Source organism: Pseudoalteromonas sp. 68 DY56-GL68 (genome assembly GCF_041414825.1).
Lineage (GTDB): Bacteria > Pseudomonadota > Gammaproteobacteria > Enterobacterales > Alteromonadaceae > Pseudoalteromonas.
This window is the reverse complement of sequence record NZ_JAOCZL010000018.1, coordinates 128537-149274: the sequence shown is the minus strand read 5'-3', so window position 1 is coordinate 149274 and position 20738 is coordinate 128537. Positions and strand designations below refer to the sequence as shown.

General features: G+C 41.4%; 20 protein-coding genes and 2 tRNA genes. 14 read left to right on the top strand and 8 right to left on the bottom strand.

Annotated features, from left to right (window positions below; translation table 11 throughout):
• Positions 1 to 7 precede the first annotated feature (7 nt).
• The 8 genes from NYF15_RS09150 to lolB form a co-directional block, all read right to left on the bottom strand.
• A tRNA-Leu gene (locus NYF15_RS09150) sits at positions 8 to 92 on the bottom strand.
• A 137-nt stretch (positions 93 to 229) separates the two neighbouring features.
• Positions 230 to 306 (bottom strand) — tRNA-Met (locus NYF15_RS09145).
• A gap of 440 nt (positions 307 to 746) precedes the next feature.
• The gene (gene ychF, locus NYF15_RS09140) at positions 747 to 1838 is read right to left on the bottom strand and encodes a redox-regulated ATPase YchF (protein WP_062570661.1); all 1092 of its coding nucleotides are present in this window, start codon (positions 1836 to 1838) and stop codon (positions 747 to 749) included.
• 34 nt (positions 1839 to 1872) lie between these two features.
• Entirely contained in the window at positions 1873 to 2457 is a 585-nt protein-coding gene (pth, locus tag NYF15_RS09135) for an aminoacyl-tRNA hydrolase (protein WP_062570662.1), read from the bottom strand.
• A 19-nt stretch (positions 2458 to 2476) separates the two neighbouring features.
• The gene (locus tag NYF15_RS09130; protein WP_371353374.1) at positions 2477 to 3085 is read right to left on the bottom strand and encodes a 50S ribosomal protein L25/general stress protein Ctc; all 609 of its coding nucleotides are present in this window, start codon (positions 3083 to 3085) and stop codon (positions 2477 to 2479) included.
• A gap of 150 nt (positions 3086 to 3235) precedes the next feature.
• Positions 3236 to 4183, bottom strand: coding sequence for a ribose-phosphate pyrophosphokinase (locus NYF15_RS09125; RefSeq protein ID WP_062570664.1), 948 nt, complete (start codon positions 4181 to 4183; stop codon positions 3236 to 3238).
• Positions 4184 to 4262: 79 nt separating this feature from the next.
• A complete protein-coding gene (ispE, locus tag NYF15_RS09120) occupies positions 4263 to 5129 on the bottom strand; it encodes a 4-(cytidine 5'-diphospho)-2-C-methyl-D-erythritol kinase (protein WP_371353373.1) in 867 nt (288 codons plus the stop codon).
• 2 nt (positions 5130 to 5131) lie between these two features.
• A complete protein-coding gene (gene lolB / locus NYF15_RS09115; protein WP_371353372.1) occupies positions 5132 to 5719 on the bottom strand; it encodes a lipoprotein insertase outer membrane protein LolB in 588 nt (195 codons plus the stop codon).
• 83 nt (positions 5720 to 5802) lie between these two features.
• Between lolB and hemA the strand changes: the two genes are divergently transcribed.
• From hemA to NYF15_RS09045, 14 genes are all read left to right on the top strand, one after another.
• Positions 5803 to 7059, top strand: a complete 1257-nt coding sequence (hemA, locus tag NYF15_RS09110; protein ID WP_205989563.1) for a glutamyl-tRNA reductase — start codon at positions 5803 to 5805, stop codon at positions 7057 to 7059.
• A 7-nt stretch (positions 7060 to 7066) separates the two neighbouring features.
• The gene (gene prfA, locus NYF15_RS09105) at positions 7067 to 8152 is read left to right on the top strand and encodes a peptide chain release factor 1 (RefSeq protein WP_062570668.1); all 1086 of its coding nucleotides are present in this window, start codon (positions 7067 to 7069) and stop codon (positions 8150 to 8152) included.
• Positions 8153 to 8154: 2 nt separating this feature from the next.
• Positions 8155 to 9000, top strand: coding sequence for a peptide chain release factor N(5)-glutamine methyltransferase (gene prmC / locus NYF15_RS09100; protein ID WP_130151355.1), 846 nt, complete (start codon positions 8155 to 8157; stop codon positions 8998 to 9000).
• Positions 9001 to 9042: 42 nt separating this feature from the next.
• Positions 9043 to 10581, top strand: a complete 1539-nt coding sequence (locus NYF15_RS09095; protein WP_237119399.1) for a response regulator — start codon at positions 9043 to 9045, stop codon at positions 10579 to 10581.
• 23 nt (positions 10582 to 10604) lie between these two features.
• Entirely contained in the window at positions 10605 to 10979 is a 375-nt protein-coding gene (locus tag NYF15_RS09090; RefSeq protein WP_130151357.1) for a SirB2 family protein, read from the top strand.
• A gap of 132 nt (positions 10980 to 11111) precedes the next feature.
• Positions 11112 to 11939, top strand: coding sequence for a tetratricopeptide repeat protein (locus tag NYF15_RS09085; RefSeq protein WP_237119397.1), 828 nt, complete (start codon positions 11112 to 11114; stop codon positions 11937 to 11939).
• 15 nt (positions 11940 to 11954) lie between these two features.
• Positions 11955 to 13208, top strand: coding sequence for a DUF819 domain-containing protein (locus NYF15_RS09080; RefSeq protein ID WP_371353371.1), 1254 nt, complete (start codon positions 11955 to 11957; stop codon positions 13206 to 13208).
• Between the two features lie 9 nt (positions 13209 to 13217).
• Entirely contained in the window at positions 13218 to 14072 is an 855-nt protein-coding gene (kdsA, locus tag NYF15_RS09075; RefSeq protein WP_062570674.1) for a 3-deoxy-8-phosphooctulonate synthase, read from the top strand.
• A gap of 98 nt (positions 14073 to 14170) precedes the next feature.
• Entirely contained in the window at positions 14171 to 15067 is an 897-nt protein-coding gene (locus NYF15_RS09070; RefSeq protein WP_130151361.1) for a transcriptional regulator GcvA, read from the top strand.
• A gap of 1 nt (position 15068) precedes the next feature.
• Complete coding sequence (locus NYF15_RS09065; protein ID WP_371353370.1) at positions 15069 to 15713, top strand: alpha/beta family hydrolase; 645 nt, start codon at positions 15069 to 15071, stop codon at positions 15711 to 15713.
• A complete protein-coding gene (locus NYF15_RS09060; RefSeq protein ID WP_371353369.1) occupies positions 15710 to 16078 on the top strand; it encodes a DUF423 domain-containing protein in 369 nt (122 codons plus the stop codon). The genes NYF15_RS09065 and NYF15_RS09060 overlap by 4 nt, the downstream gene beginning before the upstream one ends.
• Before the next feature lie 9 nt (positions 16079 to 16087).
• Entirely contained in the window at positions 16088 to 17173 is a 1086-nt protein-coding gene (gene rlmM / locus NYF15_RS09055; RefSeq protein ID WP_237119395.1) for a 23S rRNA (cytidine(2498)-2'-O)-methyltransferase RlmM, read from the top strand.
• Between the two features lie 14 nt (positions 17174 to 17187).
• Positions 17188 to 20223 carry an Ig-like domain-containing protein gene (locus NYF15_RS09050; protein ID WP_371353368.1) on the top strand — a complete coding sequence of 1012 codons (3036 nt, stop codon included), beginning with the start codon at positions 17188 to 17190 and terminating at the stop codon, positions 20221 to 20223.
• Positions 20220 to 20720: a hypothetical protein gene (locus tag NYF15_RS09045; protein WP_371353367.1), complete on the top strand. Its 501-nt coding sequence runs from the start codon at positions 20220 to 20222 to the stop codon at positions 20718 to 20720. The genes NYF15_RS09050 and NYF15_RS09045 overlap by 4 nt, the downstream gene beginning before the upstream one ends.
• Positions 20721 to 20738: the final 18 nt, after the last annotated feature.

Genomic DNA, 20738 nt, shown 5'->3' with positions numbered 1-20738 from the left:
AAGAACATGGTGCGGAAGGAGAGACTTGAACTCTCACAACCGAAGTTACTGGAACCTAAATCCAGCGCGTCTACCAATTCCGCCACTCCCGCATACCTTTTGCGTTTGCAGTAAAGGAACCTAAATCCAGCGTCTTAATCAAGACATCGGCCAATTCCACCACTGTCGCATCATTCGTACTTAAAGTACTGGTAGTTATTTTAAACTCTTCATTGAGCAACAAAAAGAATGGTGGCTAAGACGGGATTTGAACCTGTGACCCCATCATTATGAGTGATGTGCTCTAACCAACTGAGCTACTTAGCCATCTTTTTTGTTAACACTTCATTGCTGAGTGCGGGGCGTATTATGCTGATATGACCTAAATCCGTCAACACCTTTTTTGCAAAAAAACACTTAACAGGGTTTGTTTGCATTAAAATTAAGCTAACAGGTTAAATTTTACTTAAATTGCTGTTTTTTTGTCGGTCAAAGACGACTCTAAAAGTATGTTACGTATTATTGTTAATAAAAGCTCATTTTTAATCTGTTTGATTTTTATACAAAAATTAAGTTTATAAATTTAAAAACTATTTTGTTGAGAGTTTTTCTAACTCATAAATGCATTTACAGCTATATAAAGTAGAAGAGTAGGGAGATAAAATGGCGCTATTGCAGTGCAAAAAATAGCATGCGTATCGTGATGTAAACCCAGAAAATAAAAAAGCTCGTAATAACGAGCCTTTTAAATAGAGTTGCTTAAGAACTTATACGTTAAATAAGAAGTTCATGACATCACCGTCTTTAACGATGTACTCTTTACCTTCTTGACGCATTTTACCAGCTTCTTTTGCACCGCTTTCGCCTTTGAACTCAATATAATCGTCAAAAGCGATCGTTTGAGCACGGATAAAGCCACGTTCGAAGTCTGTGTGGATTTTACCAGCAGCTTGTGGTGCCGTCGCACCTACTGGAATGGTCCATGCGCGTACTTCTTTTACACCTGCAGTAAAGTAGGTTTGTAATTTAAGTAGCTCGTAACCACCACGGATCACTAAGTTAAGGCCTGGCTCTTCTAAACCTAGGTCAGCCATAAATTCTAATTTATCTTCTTCTTCAAGTTCAGATAACTCAGATTCGATAGCAGCACAAACAGGAATCACAACTGCGTCTTCAGCAGCGGCAATTTCACGTACTTTATCTAGGTAAGGGTTATTTTCAAAACCATCTTCTGCTACATTCGCAATGTACATCGTTGGTTTGATTGTTAAAAAGTTAAGCGTTTTAATTGCCGCTTTTTCTTCTTTAGTGAGTTCTAAAGAACGTAATGTTAAACCTTCATCCAGATGCGCTTTTACTTTCTCAAGTACAGCATTTTGCTCTTTCGCGTCTTTATCGCCGCCTTTTGCTTTCTTGGCATTACGAACAAGCGCTTTATCTGCGCTATCCATATCTGCAAGTACTAATTCGGTGTTAATAACATCAATATCGTCAGCTGGATCGATAGTACCAGCAACATGGACGATATTTTCGTCTTCAAAACAACGAACAACATGACCAATTGCATCTGTTTCACGAATATTCGCAAGGAACTGGTTACCTAGACCTTCACCTTTTGAAGCGCCTTTTACAAGGCCTGCAATATCAACGAACTCCATCGTTGTTGGTAAAATGCGTTGTGGATTTACGATTTCAGCTAGTGCATTTAAGCGCGCATCAGGAACTGGCACCACACCCGTATTTGGTTCAATAGTACAGAAAGGGAAGTTAGCGGCTTCGATTCCCGCTTTAGTTAGTGCATTAAATAATGTTGATTTACCAACGTTTGGCAAGCCAACGATGCCACATTTAAAACCCATAGTAAGATACCTTGTGTAATTTCATTAAAACGGATTAAGGTTTAAATGAATGTAGTCTGTTTTGTGCTTTTAACACACCATCTTTTGCAAGAATTTCCATGCAACGAACTGCTTCGTCGATTGCGGCATCCATTTTTTCTTGATCGTCTTTCGCAGCTTTGCCTAGCACCCAACCTGTTACCATTTCTCGGTGACCAGGGTGTCCAATGCCAATACGAAGGCGCATAAAATCTTTTTGGTTTGCCATTTTCGCAATAATATCTTTTAAACCATTGTGACCACCGTGGCCGCCACCTTTTTTTAGTTTAGCAATGCCTGGTTCTAAGTCCATTTCGTCGTGAGCAACGAGAATGTTTTCAACAGGAATTTTAAAGAAATTAGCGAGACTACTCACCGACTTACCACTTAAATTCATATAAGTTGTAGGGATCAGTAGTTTAAATTCTTGGCCTTGAATAATCACTTTGCCAGTTAGGCCGTGATATTTAGGATCATGTTTGAGAGTGCAGTTATAACGTGCAGCGAGTTCTTCGATGAACCAAGCACCTGCATTATGGCGTGTGTTTGCGTATTCGGGGCCTGGATTAGCCAGGCCCACAAGCATTTGAATAGAATTCAAGGTGTGTACACCTTAAAAATTATTCTGCAGCGTCTTCTGAAGCTTCTTCAGCAGGAGCAGATTTGTTAGCTTTAACAGTAACAACTGACTGATCGTGATCTGCACCTTTAGCAAGCTCAACAGATGAAACACCTGAAGGAAGCTTAAGGTCAGAAAGGTGGATTGAATCACCAGCTACTAAACCTGCAACGTTAACTTCAACGAACTCAGGAAGTGACTTAGGAAGACACGTGATTTCGATTTCAGTTAATTGGTGAACAACAGTGTTACCTGCTTTAGTTACTTTCTCTTCACCGATGAAGTGTACTGGCACTTTAGTGTGAAGTTTGTGAGAAGCATCTACACGTTGGAAGTCTAAGTGAGTGATCTTAGGCTTGAACGGGTGACGTTGAATATCTTTAAGGATAGCTTCAACTGACTCGCCACCGATGTTTAAAGTAAGGATGTGCGTGTAGAAACCTTCGTCTTCTTGCGCTTTGATCATATCTTTGTGTGCAAGAACGATAGATGCAGCTTCTTTGTCAGCACCGTAAAGGATTGCAGGAACTTTATCTTCACGGCGTAGGCGGCGGCTCGCACCAGTACCTGTTTCTGTACGTAATTCTGCATTGTATGTATAAGTTGACATAATGTCTCCAATAATTAATAGTCGTAGGGCCTTTGCGACCAAGGTCCCTAGCCAAAAGGCGCGCTATCATACCACCCCTTGTGGGGAAAATAAATAACGGCTACAAAAAAAGCACCAAATGGTGCTTTTTTCAATATCATGCGCTGTTGATTAATGCTCAAACATCGCAGAGATTGATTCTTCGTTGCTGATACGACGAATTGTTTCAGCAAGCATATCTGCAAGCGTAAGTACTTTGATGTTATCAAGTGCTTTAAGCTCGTCAGTAAGTGGTATTGAGTCAGTAACAATCACTTCGTCAATAACTGATTCACGAATGTTCTGTGCTGCATTACCTGAAAGAACTGGGTGGGTTGCATAAGCAAAAACACGTTTTGCACCATGCTCTTTAAGCGCCGCAGCTGCTTTACATAAAGTACCTCCCGTATCAATCATGTCATCAACGATGATACAGTCACGACCTTCAACGTCACCAATAATATGCATTACTTGTGATACGTTTGCTTGTGGGCGACGCTTATCGATGATAGCAAGGTCAGTGTCATTTAATAGCTTCGCGATTGCACGAGCACGAACAACACCACCGATATCAGGAGAAACAACCACGACGTCTTCGAAGTCGCGCTCTTTCATGTCTTCTAATAGCACAGGGCTACCGAACACGTTATCAACCGGTACGTCGAAGAAACCTTGGATTTGTTCTGCGTGTAGGTCAACAGTTAATACGCGGTCAACACCAACACTTGATAAGAAATCAGCAACTACTTTAGCTGTGATTGGTACACGAGCAGAGCGCACACGGCGGTCCTGACGCGAATAACCAAAATAAGGAATAACTGCGGTAATACGTCCAGCGGATGCACGACGTAGGGCATCAACCATAACGATAAGTTCCATCAGGTTATCGTTAGTGGGGTTACAGGTTGATTGAACAATGAAAACGTCAGAACCACGAACATTTTCATTAATTTGAACACTGATCTCACCGTCACTAAAACGGCCAACAACAGCATCGCCTAATTCAATATACAAACGTTTTGCAACTTTTTGAGCTAGCTCAGGTGTTGCGTTACCAGCGAAGAGCTTCATGTCAGGCACGGTAGGGTTCCTCAGGCACTGAATTTTGGGACTAACAGGCTATGGTAGGCACCAAAGCAGGTTAACATTTACTTGTACGTTACTTCATTTCAAAGTGAGCATTTAAAGCTGTATGAGCAGGAGAAATTGTAGCACTACTTGCAACAAAACCTGTCCATTTTTCTGGTAATTCGGCTAAAACTTGCTGTGCTTGTGCCTCGGTTGAAAACTCAGCAAAGCAGCAAGCGCCTGTACCAGTCATCTTTGACGGGGCGTATTTTAGCAACCACTGCAGGGCTTTTTCAACCTCGGGGCAGAGCTTTTTAACTAAAGCCTCACAATCATTGCGTAAATTTTCTGTTTGCCAGTCTGCTTTTAGTTTCGGTGTATCGCGTTTTAAATCGGGGTGAGTAAAAATTTTCGCGGTGCTTACATGCTCCCCTGGGTGGATCACACAATACCAACGCTTTGGTAACTCGACGTTATGAAGTTGCTCACCAATGCCGTGCGCAATTGCGGTGTGGCCATTAATAAATACAGGGACATCAGCGCCTAAGGTCACGCCTAAATTTGCTAACTCGTGTAAAGATAAATGACAGTCCCATAATTTATTAAGCACAAGTAAAGTTGTGGCGGCATCGGAAGAGCCACCACCAACACCGCCGCCCATTGGCAAGCGTTTTAACAGTTTGATAGTAACACCCTGCTGGCAACGACAGTGTTGTTGTAACAAGAGAGCCGCTTTATATATAAGGTTGTCTGTTAATGCAATGCCGTTTGTATCACCCGTCACTTTGATATCTGGGTCATGGGTCACTGTAAACGTTAAATCATCACCAAATTCTAAAAAGGTAAATAAGGTTTCTAACTCATGGTAGCCGTCATCACGACGCGCATTTATATGAAGAAATAAATTAAGTTTTGCAGGCGCTATTAACGTTAGCGGGGCGGTTGATACTTGCGTCATGATTAATTTAACTGCCAATCATTAAGTTGAATTTTGATACGGATTTTTTGGTTTTTAAGGCTTAACTTTACAGGAAGCCAATAGCCATCTTGTTTAATGTAATCTGAATAGGTTATTTGCCACTGTTGGCCATTGTGTGCTTGCCAAATAAGATTTTTTAATCGGCCTTGCTCGTCATAGCTGGCTTGGTCGTTTTCGACAGTGCCTTTTAGCCACTTTGCGGCGTTATTTAATGGAATCGAAAAGCCAGTTAAACGGTATAACAACATAGCGGCATCACGATCGGTATAAACATCACCGTCATATTCAAGTTCGGCCCCTTGCGCATTTTGTTTTAAAGACAAAATACGCGTGCCAATAAAACTGGTGAGTACCATGTCACTGTATAGCTCATCATGTTGCCAATTTAAATTAGCAGATTGGCGCTGCTCTGTACTAATAAATGCCATTTTTCCCTGTACTTGCCACTGAGCTTGTTGCTCTAAACGGCTTTTCCAGTCAGGATAAATGTAATCAACGGTTGACATTTTTTGCGTACAACCGCTGATAAATAAAAAAAACATGAATAAAATCAAATATTGTTTAATCAAATGTCGTTCCTTACTTTCCATATTCCGCTGATTTTTGGTAAAATTAACGCCTTTACAGCTGGGCTTAGCAATATTTGGTACATATGACCATCGTAGCACTTGGTATAAATCACAAAACCGCATCCGTAGAATTACGTGAAAAAGTCGCGTTTTCACCTGAGCAAATGGCTGAGGCGTTACAGCAATTAAGCGGTCATGCGCATTTTAATGAAGCGGTTATTGTTTCGACCTGCAACAGAACCGAAATCTATTGTAGCCTTGCTGAGCGTAATTCCCAAACCTTGTTACGTTGGTTAGCAGGTTTTCATGGTTTGGATGAACATGAACTGAGCAATAATACTTATTACCACGAAGGTGATAAAGCAATTAATCATTTAATGCGAGTGTCGTGTGGTCTTGATTCTTTGGTGCTAGGTGAGCCGCAAATTCTGGGGCAAATTAAACAGGCTTATCATAACGCCAAAACACACGATGCTATTGGCGTAACCTTCGATCGTTTATTCCAAAAAACCTTTTCGGTAGCGAAACAAGTTCGAACTGAAACGGACATTGGTGCCAGTGCAGTTTCGGTTGCCTATGCCGCTGTTAATCTAGCTAAACATATTTACGGTAAACTCGATAAAACCAATGTACTGCTTATCGGTGCGGGCGAAACTATAGAGCTTGTTGCCAAGCATTTATATCAAAATGACCCACAAAAAATAACCGTAGCGAATCGTACTATTGAGCGAGCGAAGAGCTTAGCAGCAGAGGTCAATGCAGATGTTATCGCGTTGGCTCAGCTACCGGAGCGGTTACATGATGCAGATATTGTTATAAGTTCCACCGCCAGCACACTACCAATTATTGGTAAGGGTGTCGTGGAACAAGCACTTAAAAAGCGCCGCCACAAACCTATGCTATTTATTGATATTGCCGTTCCACGCGATATCGAAAGCCAAGTTGGCGAGCTTGATGCAGCTTATTTATATTCAGTTGATGACTTACAAGCCATAGTAAGCGAGAATATCGCGGCTCGTGAGCAAGCAGCCGAACAGGCACAAGACATTATCAGTGCACGTACGAATGAGTTCGTTATGTGGCTGCGTTCACTGGATTCAGTGGATTTAATTCGTCATTATCGTAATGACGTCCAAGATATAAAATCTGAACTTGTTGAAAGGGCGCTTAGCCAGTTGCAAACAGGTAAAGAGGCAGAAAAAGTGATACTCGAGTTGGCAAATAAACTGACCAACCGCTTGATGCACGCACCTACCCGTGCCATTCAAGATGCAGCAAAAAATGGCGAAGCTGCTGAGTTAAGTCAATTAAAGAAAATGTTAGGTATTGATCAGGAATAGTCGTTAAATGAAAGAGTCTGTTTATAGAAAATTAGAAACCTTAGTTGAGCGTTATGAGGAAGTGCAAGCGCTACTAAGCGACCCCTCTGTGATCAGCGATCAAAATCGCTTTCGTACCTTATCTAAAGAGTATTCAGAGTTAGAAGAAATTGTTAAAGCGTTTTTAGCGTATCAGCAAGCACAGGATGATGTAGCAACAGCTGAAGAAATGTTAAAAGATTCAGACCCTGATATGCGTGAAATGGCGCAAGAAGAATATAAAGAAGCAAAAGCACAAATAACGGCATTAGAAGACGAAATCCAAATTCTAATGCTACCAAAAGACCCTAAAGACAATAATAACGTCTATTTAGAGGTTCGTGCGGGGACCGGTGGTGATGAAGCCGCTATCTTCGCTGGTGACTTATTCCGTATGTATAGCCGTTACGCTGAAACCAAAAAGTGGAAAGTAGAAGTAGTAAGTACTAACGAAGGTGAGCACGGCGGTTATAAAGAAGTCATTGCGCATATCTCTGGTGAAGGTGTATATGGTCAGCTGAAGTTCGAATCAGGTGCACATCGTGTACAACGTGTACCAGAGACTGAGTCGCAAGGCCGTGTACATACATCAGCTTGTACAGTTGCAGTTATGGCAGAAATTCCTGAAGCAGAAGCAATTGAGATTAACCCTGCAGATATTAAAGTTGATACCTTCCGTGCATCGGGTGCCGGTGGTCAGCACGTAAATAAAACTGACTCAGCAATCCGTATTACACACATTCCAACGGGTGTGGTTGTTGAGTGTCAGGATGAGCGTTCACAGCATAAAAACCGTGCCAAAGCGATGTCTGTGCTTGGTGCACGTTTACAACAAGCTGAAGATGAAAAACGCCAAGCTGCTGAAGCATCAGAGCGTCGTAACCTAGTGGGTAGTGGTGACCGTTCTGAGCGTATTCGTACTTATAACTACCCGCAAGGTCGTATTACCGATCACCGTATTAACTTAACTCTTTATCGTTTGAATGAAGTGGTTGCAGGTGATTTAGGCAGTGTAATCGAACCACTTATGCAAGAACATCAAGCTGACTTACTTGCTGCGATGGGCGATGAATAATCGTGCCACAAAGCATAGAGCAAGCAGTTGTTGCTGCGACGGCGTTACTAACGCCTAGCAGCGACAGTGCAAAATTAGACGCCCAGGTCCTGTTATTATCCATCCTAAATAAACCTCGTAGCTACTTATTCACCTGGCCAGAAAAACACCTTACTGAACAGCAACAGCTTGATTTTGAACAGGCATGCCAACGCCGCTTAAAGGGTGAACCTGTCGCTCATATTGTCGGTTTTCGTGAATTTTGGAGCCTTCCACTTAAGGTAAACCCAACAACCTTGATTCCACGACCTGATACCGAAACGTTAGTTGAATATGCGCTAGGTCTTGACTTACCTGTTAATGCAAACGTGCTTGATTTGGGCACAGGCACAGGAGCTATAGCACTTGCGCTGGCCAGCGAAATGCCAAATTGGCAGGTGACAGGGGTAGATAGAGTGGCTGATGCCGTCGCATTAGCCCAAGAAAACCAACAGCGACTCGATATTAACAACGCCACTTTTGCTTTGAGCAATTGGTTTAGTGCGGTAAAAAAAGAAAAATTTGACTTAATTGTCAGCAATCCCCCCTATATCGAACACGATGATGAGCACTTAAGCCAAGGTGATGTGCGCTTTGAGCCACTGTCTGCATTAGTCGCTGATGACGACGGCATGGCTGATATTAAACAAATTATTACTATCGCGCGTGACTATTTGACAACAAATGGCTATCTTTTAATTGAACATGGTTACCAACAAAGTGTGAAAGTCCAAGAATTTTTTGCACAAATGTCGTATAGCCATATACTTACAGTAAAAGATCTTGGCGGTAATGACCGTGTAACGTTAGCGCAGTGGGCTCATAAATAAAAAGCTTTGCTGGGCATACATAGCCTTTGAGGATCCCAAACAATGGATGAATTTTTGTTTTCGGATGAAGCACTTGATGAAGTGAATGAAGTGGTTCAAGGTAGTTGGAAAGTCATCGTTGTTGATGATGAACCAGAAGTACATGCCGTAACAAAGCTTGCGCTCAGTGACTTTGAATTCCAAGACAAACGTCTTGAGTTTATCAGTGCCTATTCAGGAGAAGAGGCTAAGCAAGTTATTGAACAACACCCTGATGCTGCTATTGTTTTACTAGATGTTGTGATGGAAACGGATGATGCGGGCCTTAAAGTCGCTAAGTATATCCGTGAAACTGCGAAGAATAATCATATTCGTATCATTTTGCGAACAGGTCAACCAGGCCAAGCACCTGAACGACAAGTTATCGTTAACTATGACATTAACGATTATAAATCAAAAACAGAACTTACCGCACAGAAGCTTTTTACGGTGGTGATGTCGAGCTTACGCTCTTATCGCGATATTTTATCTATTGAACAATCACGTCAAGGTCTTGAAAAAATAATTAAAGCGTCGCGCGATATTTTTTCAACCCATTCGTTAGAGCACTTCATTGAAGGTGTAATGCAGCAACTTACATCCTTGCTAGGCACTGTTGAGCAAGCTATGTATGCGACAAGCTTAGTTGCTAGTAACCCCCTTGATAATCAAAAAAAGCTAGTGGTTTTTTCAGGCCGAGGAGAGTTTGAGCGCAGTGAAGGTAAAGCGATTGAAGAAGTGCTCAATGATGAACAGCTCAATGCCTGCCAACAAGCTTTGAGAGATAAAACGATTGTTTATCGCGAGAATTATTTATTTGCGTATTGTAGTAGTGAGTTTAACCACAATTCAATGTTGTTTATCTCAGGTATTCCAAAACATTTAACTGACACACAGCGCCATTTAATTGAAATATTCTCGCAAAATGTTCAATTGGCGTATGAGAATGTACAGCTACAAGCGGAAATAGAAGCAACTCAGCAAGAGCTGGTGTTCAGACTTAGTGAAGCATTAGAGCAACGTTCAACTGAAACAGGTAACCATGTAAAACGTGTTTCGCATATTTGTTATGAGCTCGCCTTAGGTTATGGCTTACCTAAACGAGAAGCTGAACTTATTCGCTTAGCCGCACCGCTGCATGATGTGGGTAAAGTGGGTATTCCTGATGCCATTTTAAATAAACCAGGCCCGCTAACGGATGAAGAGTGGGCTATTATGCAGCAGCATGCTGAAAAAGGGCATCTTATCTTAAAAGACTCATCGAGAGAAATTGTCAATACAGGCGCAGTGATTGCATTGTCTCACCATGAACGTTGGGATGGTACCGGTTACCCTAAAGGTTTGAAAGGTGAGGATATTCCTATTGCAGGGCGTATTGTTGCCTTAGCTGATGTATATGATGCACTACGCCATAAACGCTGTTACAAAGAGCCTTGGTCACTTGAGGATGTTGTAAAGGAAATTAATGCACAACAGGGCAAACAATTTGACCCTAAGTTAATAGAAGTGTTTAATCAACGCGTTAAAGAAATAGAAGACGTACTCGTACGTTATCCAGATTAATTAAAAAAGTAGTATTGGGGCATATGGATTATTTAGCAGTAAAGCATACTCACATGTTATTTGCCGTGTTGAGTATTGTATTATTCTACGTTCGTTCTTTCTCACGTTTAAAAACGGGCGCACTAGCAAAAAATAAAGTCGTGTTCATAGGAAGTCATAGTATTGATACACTATTGCTTGTTTCGGCAGTTGCTTTAATCGTAATGGCAGGATTTAATCCATTAGAGCAATCATGGTTATTAGAAAAAATTATACTTGTTATTGCTTATATCGTACTGGGTGTTGTGGCTGCAAAGCAAAGCGCACAGAGTGCGAAAGTAGTATTGCTTGCTATAACTACCTTCATTTTATTAGCAATCGGTTACTTAGCTTCGGCTAAAACTGCACTTCTTCTCTAAGAATCTCTGAGCGGTATTTTGATGGCGAGTGCCGTCGTACCGCTTTTTTATATCTCATCGTTCAGTATTGGTAACTTAGGGTAAAAGTAGGTAAACTAGCACCTCGTTTTTGAAAGAGATGTAGCAGTATAAATGACCACCCCTTGGTTTGAAGATCAAAATGAATCCTATCAAGATGAGGCCTACGATGCATTTTCTTCTAAAGTGCTTTATCGTTGTATTGATGCCGAATTAAAGTGGGATACGCAAGTAGATTTAACGGCTTGTTATAAACTACTCAATGAATTTGAGCATGCGGTTTCAGTGCTTTGTGTTGAACATAAAGAGCCTCATGAACGCTTAGATAAACTTCTTGATACCTTTTATCAGCAATGGCTTTTCAGTGCTTCTAGCTTAAAAGTGCCTGAATACACTTTAAACAGCTTTAGTTATACCATTACCATGCGTAGTGGCACGCAAACAACACTGGCTATTTTACTGTGTCACTTATTACAACATGCTAACTTGGATGCTTCGGTGACCTTAGGTCAGGGTGAAGTGCAGGTGCATGTTGCCATAAGTGATGAAGAAGGTTATCTCATTGAGCCAAGTACAGGGCAGCAAAGTTGGTATATCATTCCTGAAAATGCCAGTGAAGAGAATGGCGATGAGCAAGAGCCGCTTGAACTGGTGTTTGATGAAGAGATATATAAACTTTATTTAGCTCAGCAAAAATGGTCATTCATTAGCGAAAGTAAATTTGGTCATGCGCTGCATTGCGTTGACATGCTGATGGAATTATTAGGCGATGACCCTTATGAGCGTCGTGACCGTGGCTATCTACTTAATCAGTTAGATTGCCCAAAAATGGCCAGAGATGATCTACAGTATTTTGTTAATGAATGCCCCGATGATCCCGCTATCGATATTATTCAGCACCAAATTGCTGAAATAGAAGACAACAATAATACACACCACTAGTTTTAAGGAACACTTATGACTGACGCCCACAGTGCGCTAATTACCAATGACGCAGTCGTACTTGGTTTACTCGCCATTATTTTGGGGTTTGTTTTTAAAACCTCACATAGCAACAACGCAGCGTGTCAAAAATTTTATAAATACGTACCCGCTTTATTGCTTTGCTACTTTTTACCATCATTATTAAATACCTTTGGTATTGTTGATGGTCATTCATCAAACGTTTACTACGTAGCATCTCGTTACTTACTTCCAGCTTGTTTAATTTTATTAACCATCAGTATCGACCTAAAGGCTATTATTAACCTTGGTCCGAAAGCATTGATTATGTTTTTAACGGGGACTATGGGTATCGTTATTGGCGGACCTCTTGCTATTTTAGTGATGAGTGCAGTTTACCCTGAAGCGGTTGGCGGACATGGCCCTGATGCCGTATGGCGTGGCATGACAACCATTGCGGGTAGCTGGATTGGTGGCGGTGCTAACCAAGCCTCTATGAAAGAGATGTTTGAAGTAGGCGGTGATATCTTCTCAGCTATGGTGACTGTTGATGTTATTGTGGCGAACTTATGGATGGCCGTACTGTTATTAATGGCTGCAAACCATAAGGCAATTGATGCTAAAACTGGCGCAGATACGCGTGCAATTGAAGATTTAAAAGAGCGCGTAGAAAAGTATCACGCTGAGCATGCGCGCATGCCTACGCTTAATGATTATATGACGATTATTGCCATAGCCTTTGGTATTACAGGCCTTGCACATTTTTGTGCTGACTTTTTAGGACCGTACTTCGGTGCTAACTTCCCTTGGGCACAGGAGTATAGTTTAAATAGTAAGTTCTTTTGGTTAATCGTTATCTCGACCACTATCGGGATTAGTCTATCGTTTACTAAAGTACGTCATATTGAAGCATTTGGCGCCTCAAAGGTTGCATCAAGCTTTTTATATATTCTTGTTGCTTCAATTGGTTTACACATGAATATTACCGCCATTTTTGACTCGCCTATGTACTTTGTACTAGGTGTGATTTGGATGCTAACACATGCAAGCTTGATGTTGATTGTGGCTAAACTAATCAAAGCACCGCTGTTTTATATGGCTGTGGGTTCACAAGCTAATGTTGGTGGTGCTGCATCAGCACCTGTGGTTGCCTCTGCGTTCCATCCATCGCTGGCACCGGTTGGTGTGTTACTTGCGGTTTTGGGCTATGGTGTAGGTACTTACATGGCTTATATTTGTGGTTTAATGCTACAAGCTGTTTCACCTTAAGGAATAGAAATGAACAACCAGTTAATTAAAATTAACGAGATTGAATTAGCAAACAACAAACCATTTGTGTTGTTTGGTGGTATGAATGTACTTGAATCACGTGATTTAGCAATGCGTATTGCTGAGCATTATGTTGAAGTAACTTCAAAGCTGAACATTCCATATGTATTTAAAGCATCTTTTGATAAAGCGAATCGCTCGTCAATTAATTCATACCGTGGTCCAGGTATGGAAGAAGGCTTAAAAATCTTTGAAGAGATTAAATCTACTTTTAATGTGCCACTTATTACTGATGTACACGAACCACATCAAGCAGCACCCGTTGCTGAGGTTGTTGATATTATTCAGTTACCAGCATTCCTTGCCCGCCAAACTGACCTAGTTGTTGCAATGGCAAAAACAGGTGCCATTATCAATGTGAAAAAACCACAGTTTTTAGCACCGCACGAAATGCGCCATATCATTAAGAAATTTAATGATGCAGGTAATAACAATGTTGCATTGTGCGAGCGCGGCACAAGCTTTGGTTATAACAACCTAGTGGTTGATATGCTTGGCATGGATGATATGAAGCCAATGGCGCCAGTTATTTTTGATGCGACGCATGCATTACAGCGCCCTGGTGGTCGAGCTGACTCGGCGGATGGGCGTCGTGCTCAGGCGGCAGAGCTTGCGCGTAGTGGCATGGCACTTGGTCTTGCGGGTCTTTTCATTGAAGCGCACCCTAACCCTAATGAAGCTAAATGTGATGGCCCTTGTGCACTTGCATTAAGTAAGCTAGAAGGCTACTTAACACAAATGAAAGCTGTGGATGAGCTTATTAAAAGCTTTGCACCATTAGATACCAGTGCAAATGACCTGTAATATTTAATTAGTTGATGAGAAGGCGACTATGGTCGCCTTTTTTTATTTGTGTCGCTATAATCGATGCATAAGAAAAACTAATTCTAAGCTTGGTGTTTATGTCTCGTCGTTTACCTCCATTAAATGCACTAAAAGCATTCGAAGCTGCTGCACGCCATTTAAGCTTCACCAAAGCTGCGGAAGAGCTCTATGTAACGCAAGCTGCAGTCAGTCATCAAATTAAAACGCTTGAAGAACATTTAGGTTTAAAACTCTTCCTCCGTAAAAATCGCTCTTTACTCTTAACAGAAGAAGGCCAAGGCTACTTCTTGGATATTAAAGAAATTTTTACTCAACTTATTGATGCAACAGAGAAACTACTAGCACGAGGGGCCAAAGGGTCACTTACGGTAAGTTTGACACCAAGTTTTGCAATTCAATGGTTGGTACCAAGGCTTAGTTTATTTAATGAGTTACACCCTGAGATAGATGTACGGATTAAAGCACAAGATCAAGACGAGAACTCTCTGTCGGATGATGTTGATATTGCTATCTACTACGGTCGTGGCCACTGGAGTGGAGTGCAAACTTATAAACTTCATACTGAATACCTTGTGCCTCTATGCAGCCCACTGCTTTTAACTGGCCCTAAGCCACTTGATCAACCAAGTGATTTGGCAAATCATACATTGCTTCATGATACGACTCGTAAAAATTGGAAGACATGGATGAAAACGGCAGGGGTACGTAATGTGCAAGTTAATCAGGGCCCGATCTTTAGTCACTCATCAATGGTTTTACAGGCAGCGGTTCATGGTCAAGGTGTAGCTATAGGTAATAGTGTACTTGCAAAACCAGATATTGATGCAGGGCGTTTGGTTATTCCATTTAGTCACTCTATCGTTAGTAAAAATGCCTATTATTTAGTTATAAGAGAATCTCAAACAGAGCTCGGCAAAATTGTCTCATTTAAAGATTGGATGCTGAGCTTAGTTGAGCAAGAACAAGAGTATTAACATGTTGCAGTGGTTTAAAAGCACAGGCAGTAAAGCCTGCGCACAATTTATATTTGCTCATGGTGCCGGTGCGGGCAGTGATAGCGAATTTATGCAAACAATGGCGAAGCTAATTAGTCAACAAGGTATTGATGTCGCGTTATTTGATTTTCAATACATGCAAATTGCTAAAGAGACTGGCAAACGTAGGCCGCCGGATCGTGCCCCCAAGCTGCTTGCATATTTTGCAGAAGTTTTAGCTGAGCGTCAGCCTGAATTGCCGCTATTTATTGGTGGCAAATCGATGGGAGGCAGAATGGCTTCAATGCTGTGCACCGAACAGAACATTCCAAAAGTCGCTGGTGTTGTGGCTTTTGGTTACCCGTTTCACCCACCGGGTAAACCTGAAAAACTTCGCACAGAACATTTTGCAGATGTACCATGCCCGTTTTTAGTGCTGCAGGGAGAGCGAGACACGTTTGGTAACCAGCAAGAACTCGCTGAGCTTGAAATGGTTAACCCGCCAGAAATTAAATTTCTCAAAGATGGCGACCACTCATTAAAGCCACGTAAAAAAAGTGGTATTACAGAACAAGAAAATTTACAACAAGCTGCGGATTATGCAGCACAGTTTATTATGAATTTAGTGGCAGGAGATGAGCAATGATCAAACTCTATTTAATGATTGGCAGCTTATTTTGCATGCTTTCGGTGATGCTTGGTGCCTTTGCTGCACATGGTTTAAAAAGCCGTGTTTCAGAATACGCAATTGGGATTTTTAAAACGGCTGCTGAGTACCAAATGGTACATGGTCTTGCTTTAATTGCCATGGCGATATTAATAAAGTGGGGTATGAACTTAAATTGGGCTGGTGGCTTTTTTATCGCGGGTACAGTGTTATTTAGCGGTAGTTTGTATTTACTCGCATTAACGGGCATGAAATGGCTTGGCCCTATCACCCCGATTGGCGGCGTTTGTTTTATTATTGGTTGGGCTATTTTGTTAGTTCAAGCCGCACGATATAAGTTTTAAGGGTTATCTATGTCGAGTGTAGTTATTTATTGTCGCAGTGGTTTTGAAAATGATGCCGCTGCTGAAATTACTTTTCAAGCTGCTGAACAAGGATTTGCAGGTTACGTAAAAACGAAACCAAATACAGGGATTGTTGTTTACGAATGTTTTGATGCTAGCCACGGCGATGAAATCATTAAAAAAGTAGATTTCAAAAATATGGTTTTTGCGCGTCAATGGTTTACTGGCATCTTAGTGGATAATATGCCACTTGAAGATCGTGTTAGTGCCATTGTTGATGCTGCTGTTGATTTTCCTGAATGTGGAGACTTACGCGTAGAAACGCCCGATACCAATGAAGGGAAAGAGCTGTCTAAATTTTGTAAGAAGATATCTACTCCCCTTAAAAAAACACTTGAAAAGCGTTCGAAGGTGACACGCGAGCTGGCAGATAAAAAGCCTGTTATGCATGTTGCGTTTTTAACAAATGATTCTGCTTACGTTGGTTATTCATATACATTCAATAACTCGCCCTTTTTTATGGGGATACCACGTTTACGGATGCCAAGTGATGCACCAAGCCGTTCTACACTCAAGTTAGATGAAGCGTTTAATGTATTTATTCCACCTCATGAAGCTGAGGATCGTGTGCAAGCGGGGATGCGAGGTGTTGATTTAGGTGCTTGCCCAGGTGGTTGGACCTATCAATTAGTACGTCGAGGCATGTTTGTGAGTGCTATCGATAATGGGCCAATGAATGATGAACTAATGGAAACGGGACAAGTTAAACATTTCCGTGTTGATGGTTTTAAGTATCGTCCCGAAAAGCGGAATATTAGCTGGTTAGTTTGCGATATGGTGGAAAAGCCAGTAAAAGTTACTAATCTTATGATTGATTGGGCGGTAAATGCCTACGCAAAAGAGCTTATTTTTAATCTGAAATTACCAATGAAAAAGCGCTTTGACAGTGTCTATGAATGCTTGAAGTTGATTAAAGAAGAGCTTGAAAAATACGGCGTAAGTTATGAACTCCAAGCGAAGCATCTGTATCACGATCGTGAAGAAGTGACTGTACATTTAAATGTCATAAAGGTGCCGCAAAGCTTATACAGTTAAAGAGAGGACAGAAAATGGGTAATAAACGATTAACGCTCTGCTTGTATGCTTTATTTCCCATTTTCTTAACAGCCTGCGGGGGCGGCGGTGGTGATAGTGATACGCCAACTACCCCAGCTCCCACAACCAATCAATCTCCTCAGGTTTCAATTTCGGGAGAGCAAAACCTCCAAGAAGGGCAAATAAGTTCCCTTAGCGCAACTGCCACAGACTCAGATGGCACTATTGCAAATTACAGTTGGTCGCAAACACAAGGCCCAACTAGTATTTTCACTTTTAATGCTGCTGTACTTAACTTTACTGCGCCAGATGTTGAAAGTGATACGACAATTACTTTTCAGGTGATGGTAACTGATAATGATGGGGCCTCAGCCTCGGCAAACTATACGATTAATATTCAAAATGATACCAATGCGGCACCTGTAATTAGTAGTGAACCGATAGCTGATATTACTGAATTGAGTGAAGCATCAATCCAAGTAAGTGCTGAAGATAGTGACGGCAGTATTGTATCGATTGAATGGCAGCAGCTGCGTGGCCCTGTTATTAACTTTACACAAAATGGCCAGATAATAAATTTTACAGCACCTGAAGTACCCAGTACGAGTGAAGTTGAGTTTTTAGTTACAGCAACGGATGATAGGGGAGCATCGTCTGAGCTGTCGGTCACTTTTATGATTGTGAATGTTAATAAAGCACCAATCCTTAACGATACTAACTTTGTCTCAGAGTTTAACCAAAGCACTGAGTTCACGCTTAACGTACAAGATCCAGATAATGACGAGCTGACGGTGAGTTTTGCATCAGACCTTGATGGTGCAACGATAACAGTTGTTGATGAAGCGAGTTTTACTTACCAGTATGTATCTGCGATTAATCGTATTTCACAGGCACCCATTAGCGTGAGTGTGTCGGATGGCATCGCCACTACACAAGCAACGATCAATGTAGCAATTATAGATAGTACTGCTGCGACAATTATCAATGTTAATCCGCAAAATAACAGCCAAGCTGTGAGCGTAAACGCAAGTTTGTCGATTGATTTTTCTGATGTGATGAAAACGAGCAGCTTATCAGTGAATGAAACGGCAGGGGGGTGTGTAGGCTCGTTGCAATTATCGGATGATGACTTTAGCTCTTGCTTAGCAATAACCTCTTTAAATTTGTCAGGCCCAGAGTCAGATACCAATACCTATTTTAATGGCGTGACGTTTTCACCAGCACTACAGCAAAATAGAACGTATAAATTGAGAGTAACTGAAGATTTAGTCAATTTTGATGATACTGCCATCAATGCGCAAGAAATAACTGAATTTAGCACTGGCAGTGGTGATTTAGTAATTACGGAGGTGGTTGCAATCCGCTTTGGAACCGATGCTCCTTGGTTTGAAGTCTACAATGGCACTGGCAGTGATATCAATTTAGCCGATTATAAGGTTAGAACAAAGAGCCGAAATTCAAGTGATGGAAGTATAACCTCATCAACAATGTTTAACTTACCTAATCAACTAATAGAGGTTGGTGAGTATGCGATTATCCATAGTCGCTTTGGAGACGAGCTTTTTCATGATGCAGCAGAGCAAAATAAATACATCGCATTTATTGGTGAAGCTGGCTCTACGATTCGTCCATATTGGTTTGTAAATGGGTTTGTTGAACTTCTCTCGAGTGATGAAACAACCACAATCGATTTTGTCAGATTTGGCAATGATACGACTGAGCCAACTTCGCCAGCGCATTGGTCAAGTGGCGCAGCCCCAAGTATAAATAATATCACTGGCTCAAGTATTAAGCGTGACAAAGACAGTACAGATACAGACAGCCCTTCAGATTGGATTTACAGCCTCTTCACAACACCTGCTGGTGCTAATGATTTAACGTGTGAAGACGACCTTGATCAAGACGGTATACCCGATTGTGCAGAGCTGCCAGGCTCAAGCTTTGCGGGACTTCCATTATATGATTGGGGAGCGAGAGTTAATCAAAAAGATCTTTTTGTTGAAGTAGACTATATGGACAGTAGTGATGCAGGCATTATTCCGCAAAGAATAGCCCTTGAAAAAGTTATCTCGTCATTTGCCGCTGAGAATATTGTTGTTCACTTTGATGTCGGTGATTTATATCACCAAGCAACAGGTATATCAGTTGAAAATCATGATTTAGGTGGCGGTGAACAAGTTATATTCCGTCCCTATACACCTTATAATTTCAATGCAGGTGTAGAAGGGTTATTCCATTATAAAATGGCTAATTTTGATATGCGCCGCAAACCTATTTTTCATTATATGTTAATGGCAAACAGCCTTAATGAGGATGGGAGTGTTGGTCCAGCAGGGTTGGCTGAAGTGAATGGCAACGATTTAATGATAACATTTGGAAATTGGGGCCTCTCGCTTAATAATGAAGCCTCACGTAATCTGACATATAACTATCAAGCTTCAACGATAATGCATGAGCTTGGACATAATCTTGGTCTAGAGCATGGTGGCAATAACAGTATTAACTACAAGCCAAACCACTTAAGTATTATGAACTACTTATATCAACTTCGGGGCTTGCCAACCATTGGCAACAATGAAGGAGATCGCTATTACTCAAGTCGATACAGAACAAACCCAAATTGCGGTGTAGAAACGTCTGAGTTAGTGAATGGCCCATTAGGTTCACCTGAAAATTTTGTTATGTCTTTTTCGCATGGTTTAGGTGCACCTTTGGATGAAACCTCCATCGAAGAAGCTAATGGTTTGGGTTACCCAGGTTCTGTTGCTGTCGATTATAATTGTAATCTTAACCTGACAGAAACACTTAGTCAGGATACCAATGACGATGCAAGCACGAGTATATTAAACGATGTTGATGAGTGGTCATTAATAGATCTTCGTTTTTACAGTTATTTCTCTGGTAATCGATTTGGTTTAGATTTCACAGAGTTAAACACTGTGAATAACGCAAACACGTCTATTCGTCAGCGGATTATTAAAGAAGAAGCGCCGCCATTGTTTATACTCGATGAAATTCAAGCTGTGAGAAAAGCGGCTGCTGAGCAATGAAGAGACTGATTTTTGCAATCATCTTGGTGAGTTTGCAAGCGTGTGGCCCTGCAAATAATTCGCACTGGCAGATGACAACACGCTTGAATTATAACGATTATCCAGTTAACTGGCAGGCTGAGCTTGTAAGAGGCTGCGATACGTGTGAGATAAAAAAAGAGCGACTCTACGAGCCTGATGGTGTTACAGAGCTAAGTACTATCTATCAGCAAGGGCAGTGGCGAGCGCAGAATAGAAAAGCCCATAAAGCGAGACTAGTTTTTGAAATGGGGGCCCAATTTTTGCTGGTTCGCAGTCGAGAAGATGGCTTAATACAGTTAGAAAATAAGCACGCCGATATTGAAATTATCACCAAGCTTGAGCAGCCTTTTGAAGTGATCATGGGTCAGAGTCGTTATGAGGCAGTCATAACAAAGTTTGAAGAGCCGCGGGCTGATTTTGCGCTGTCAGAACCTTTATCTGTAAAGTTGCATTACAGTGTTTTAAAAAGCCAGTAGAGTTCATATCCACTGGCT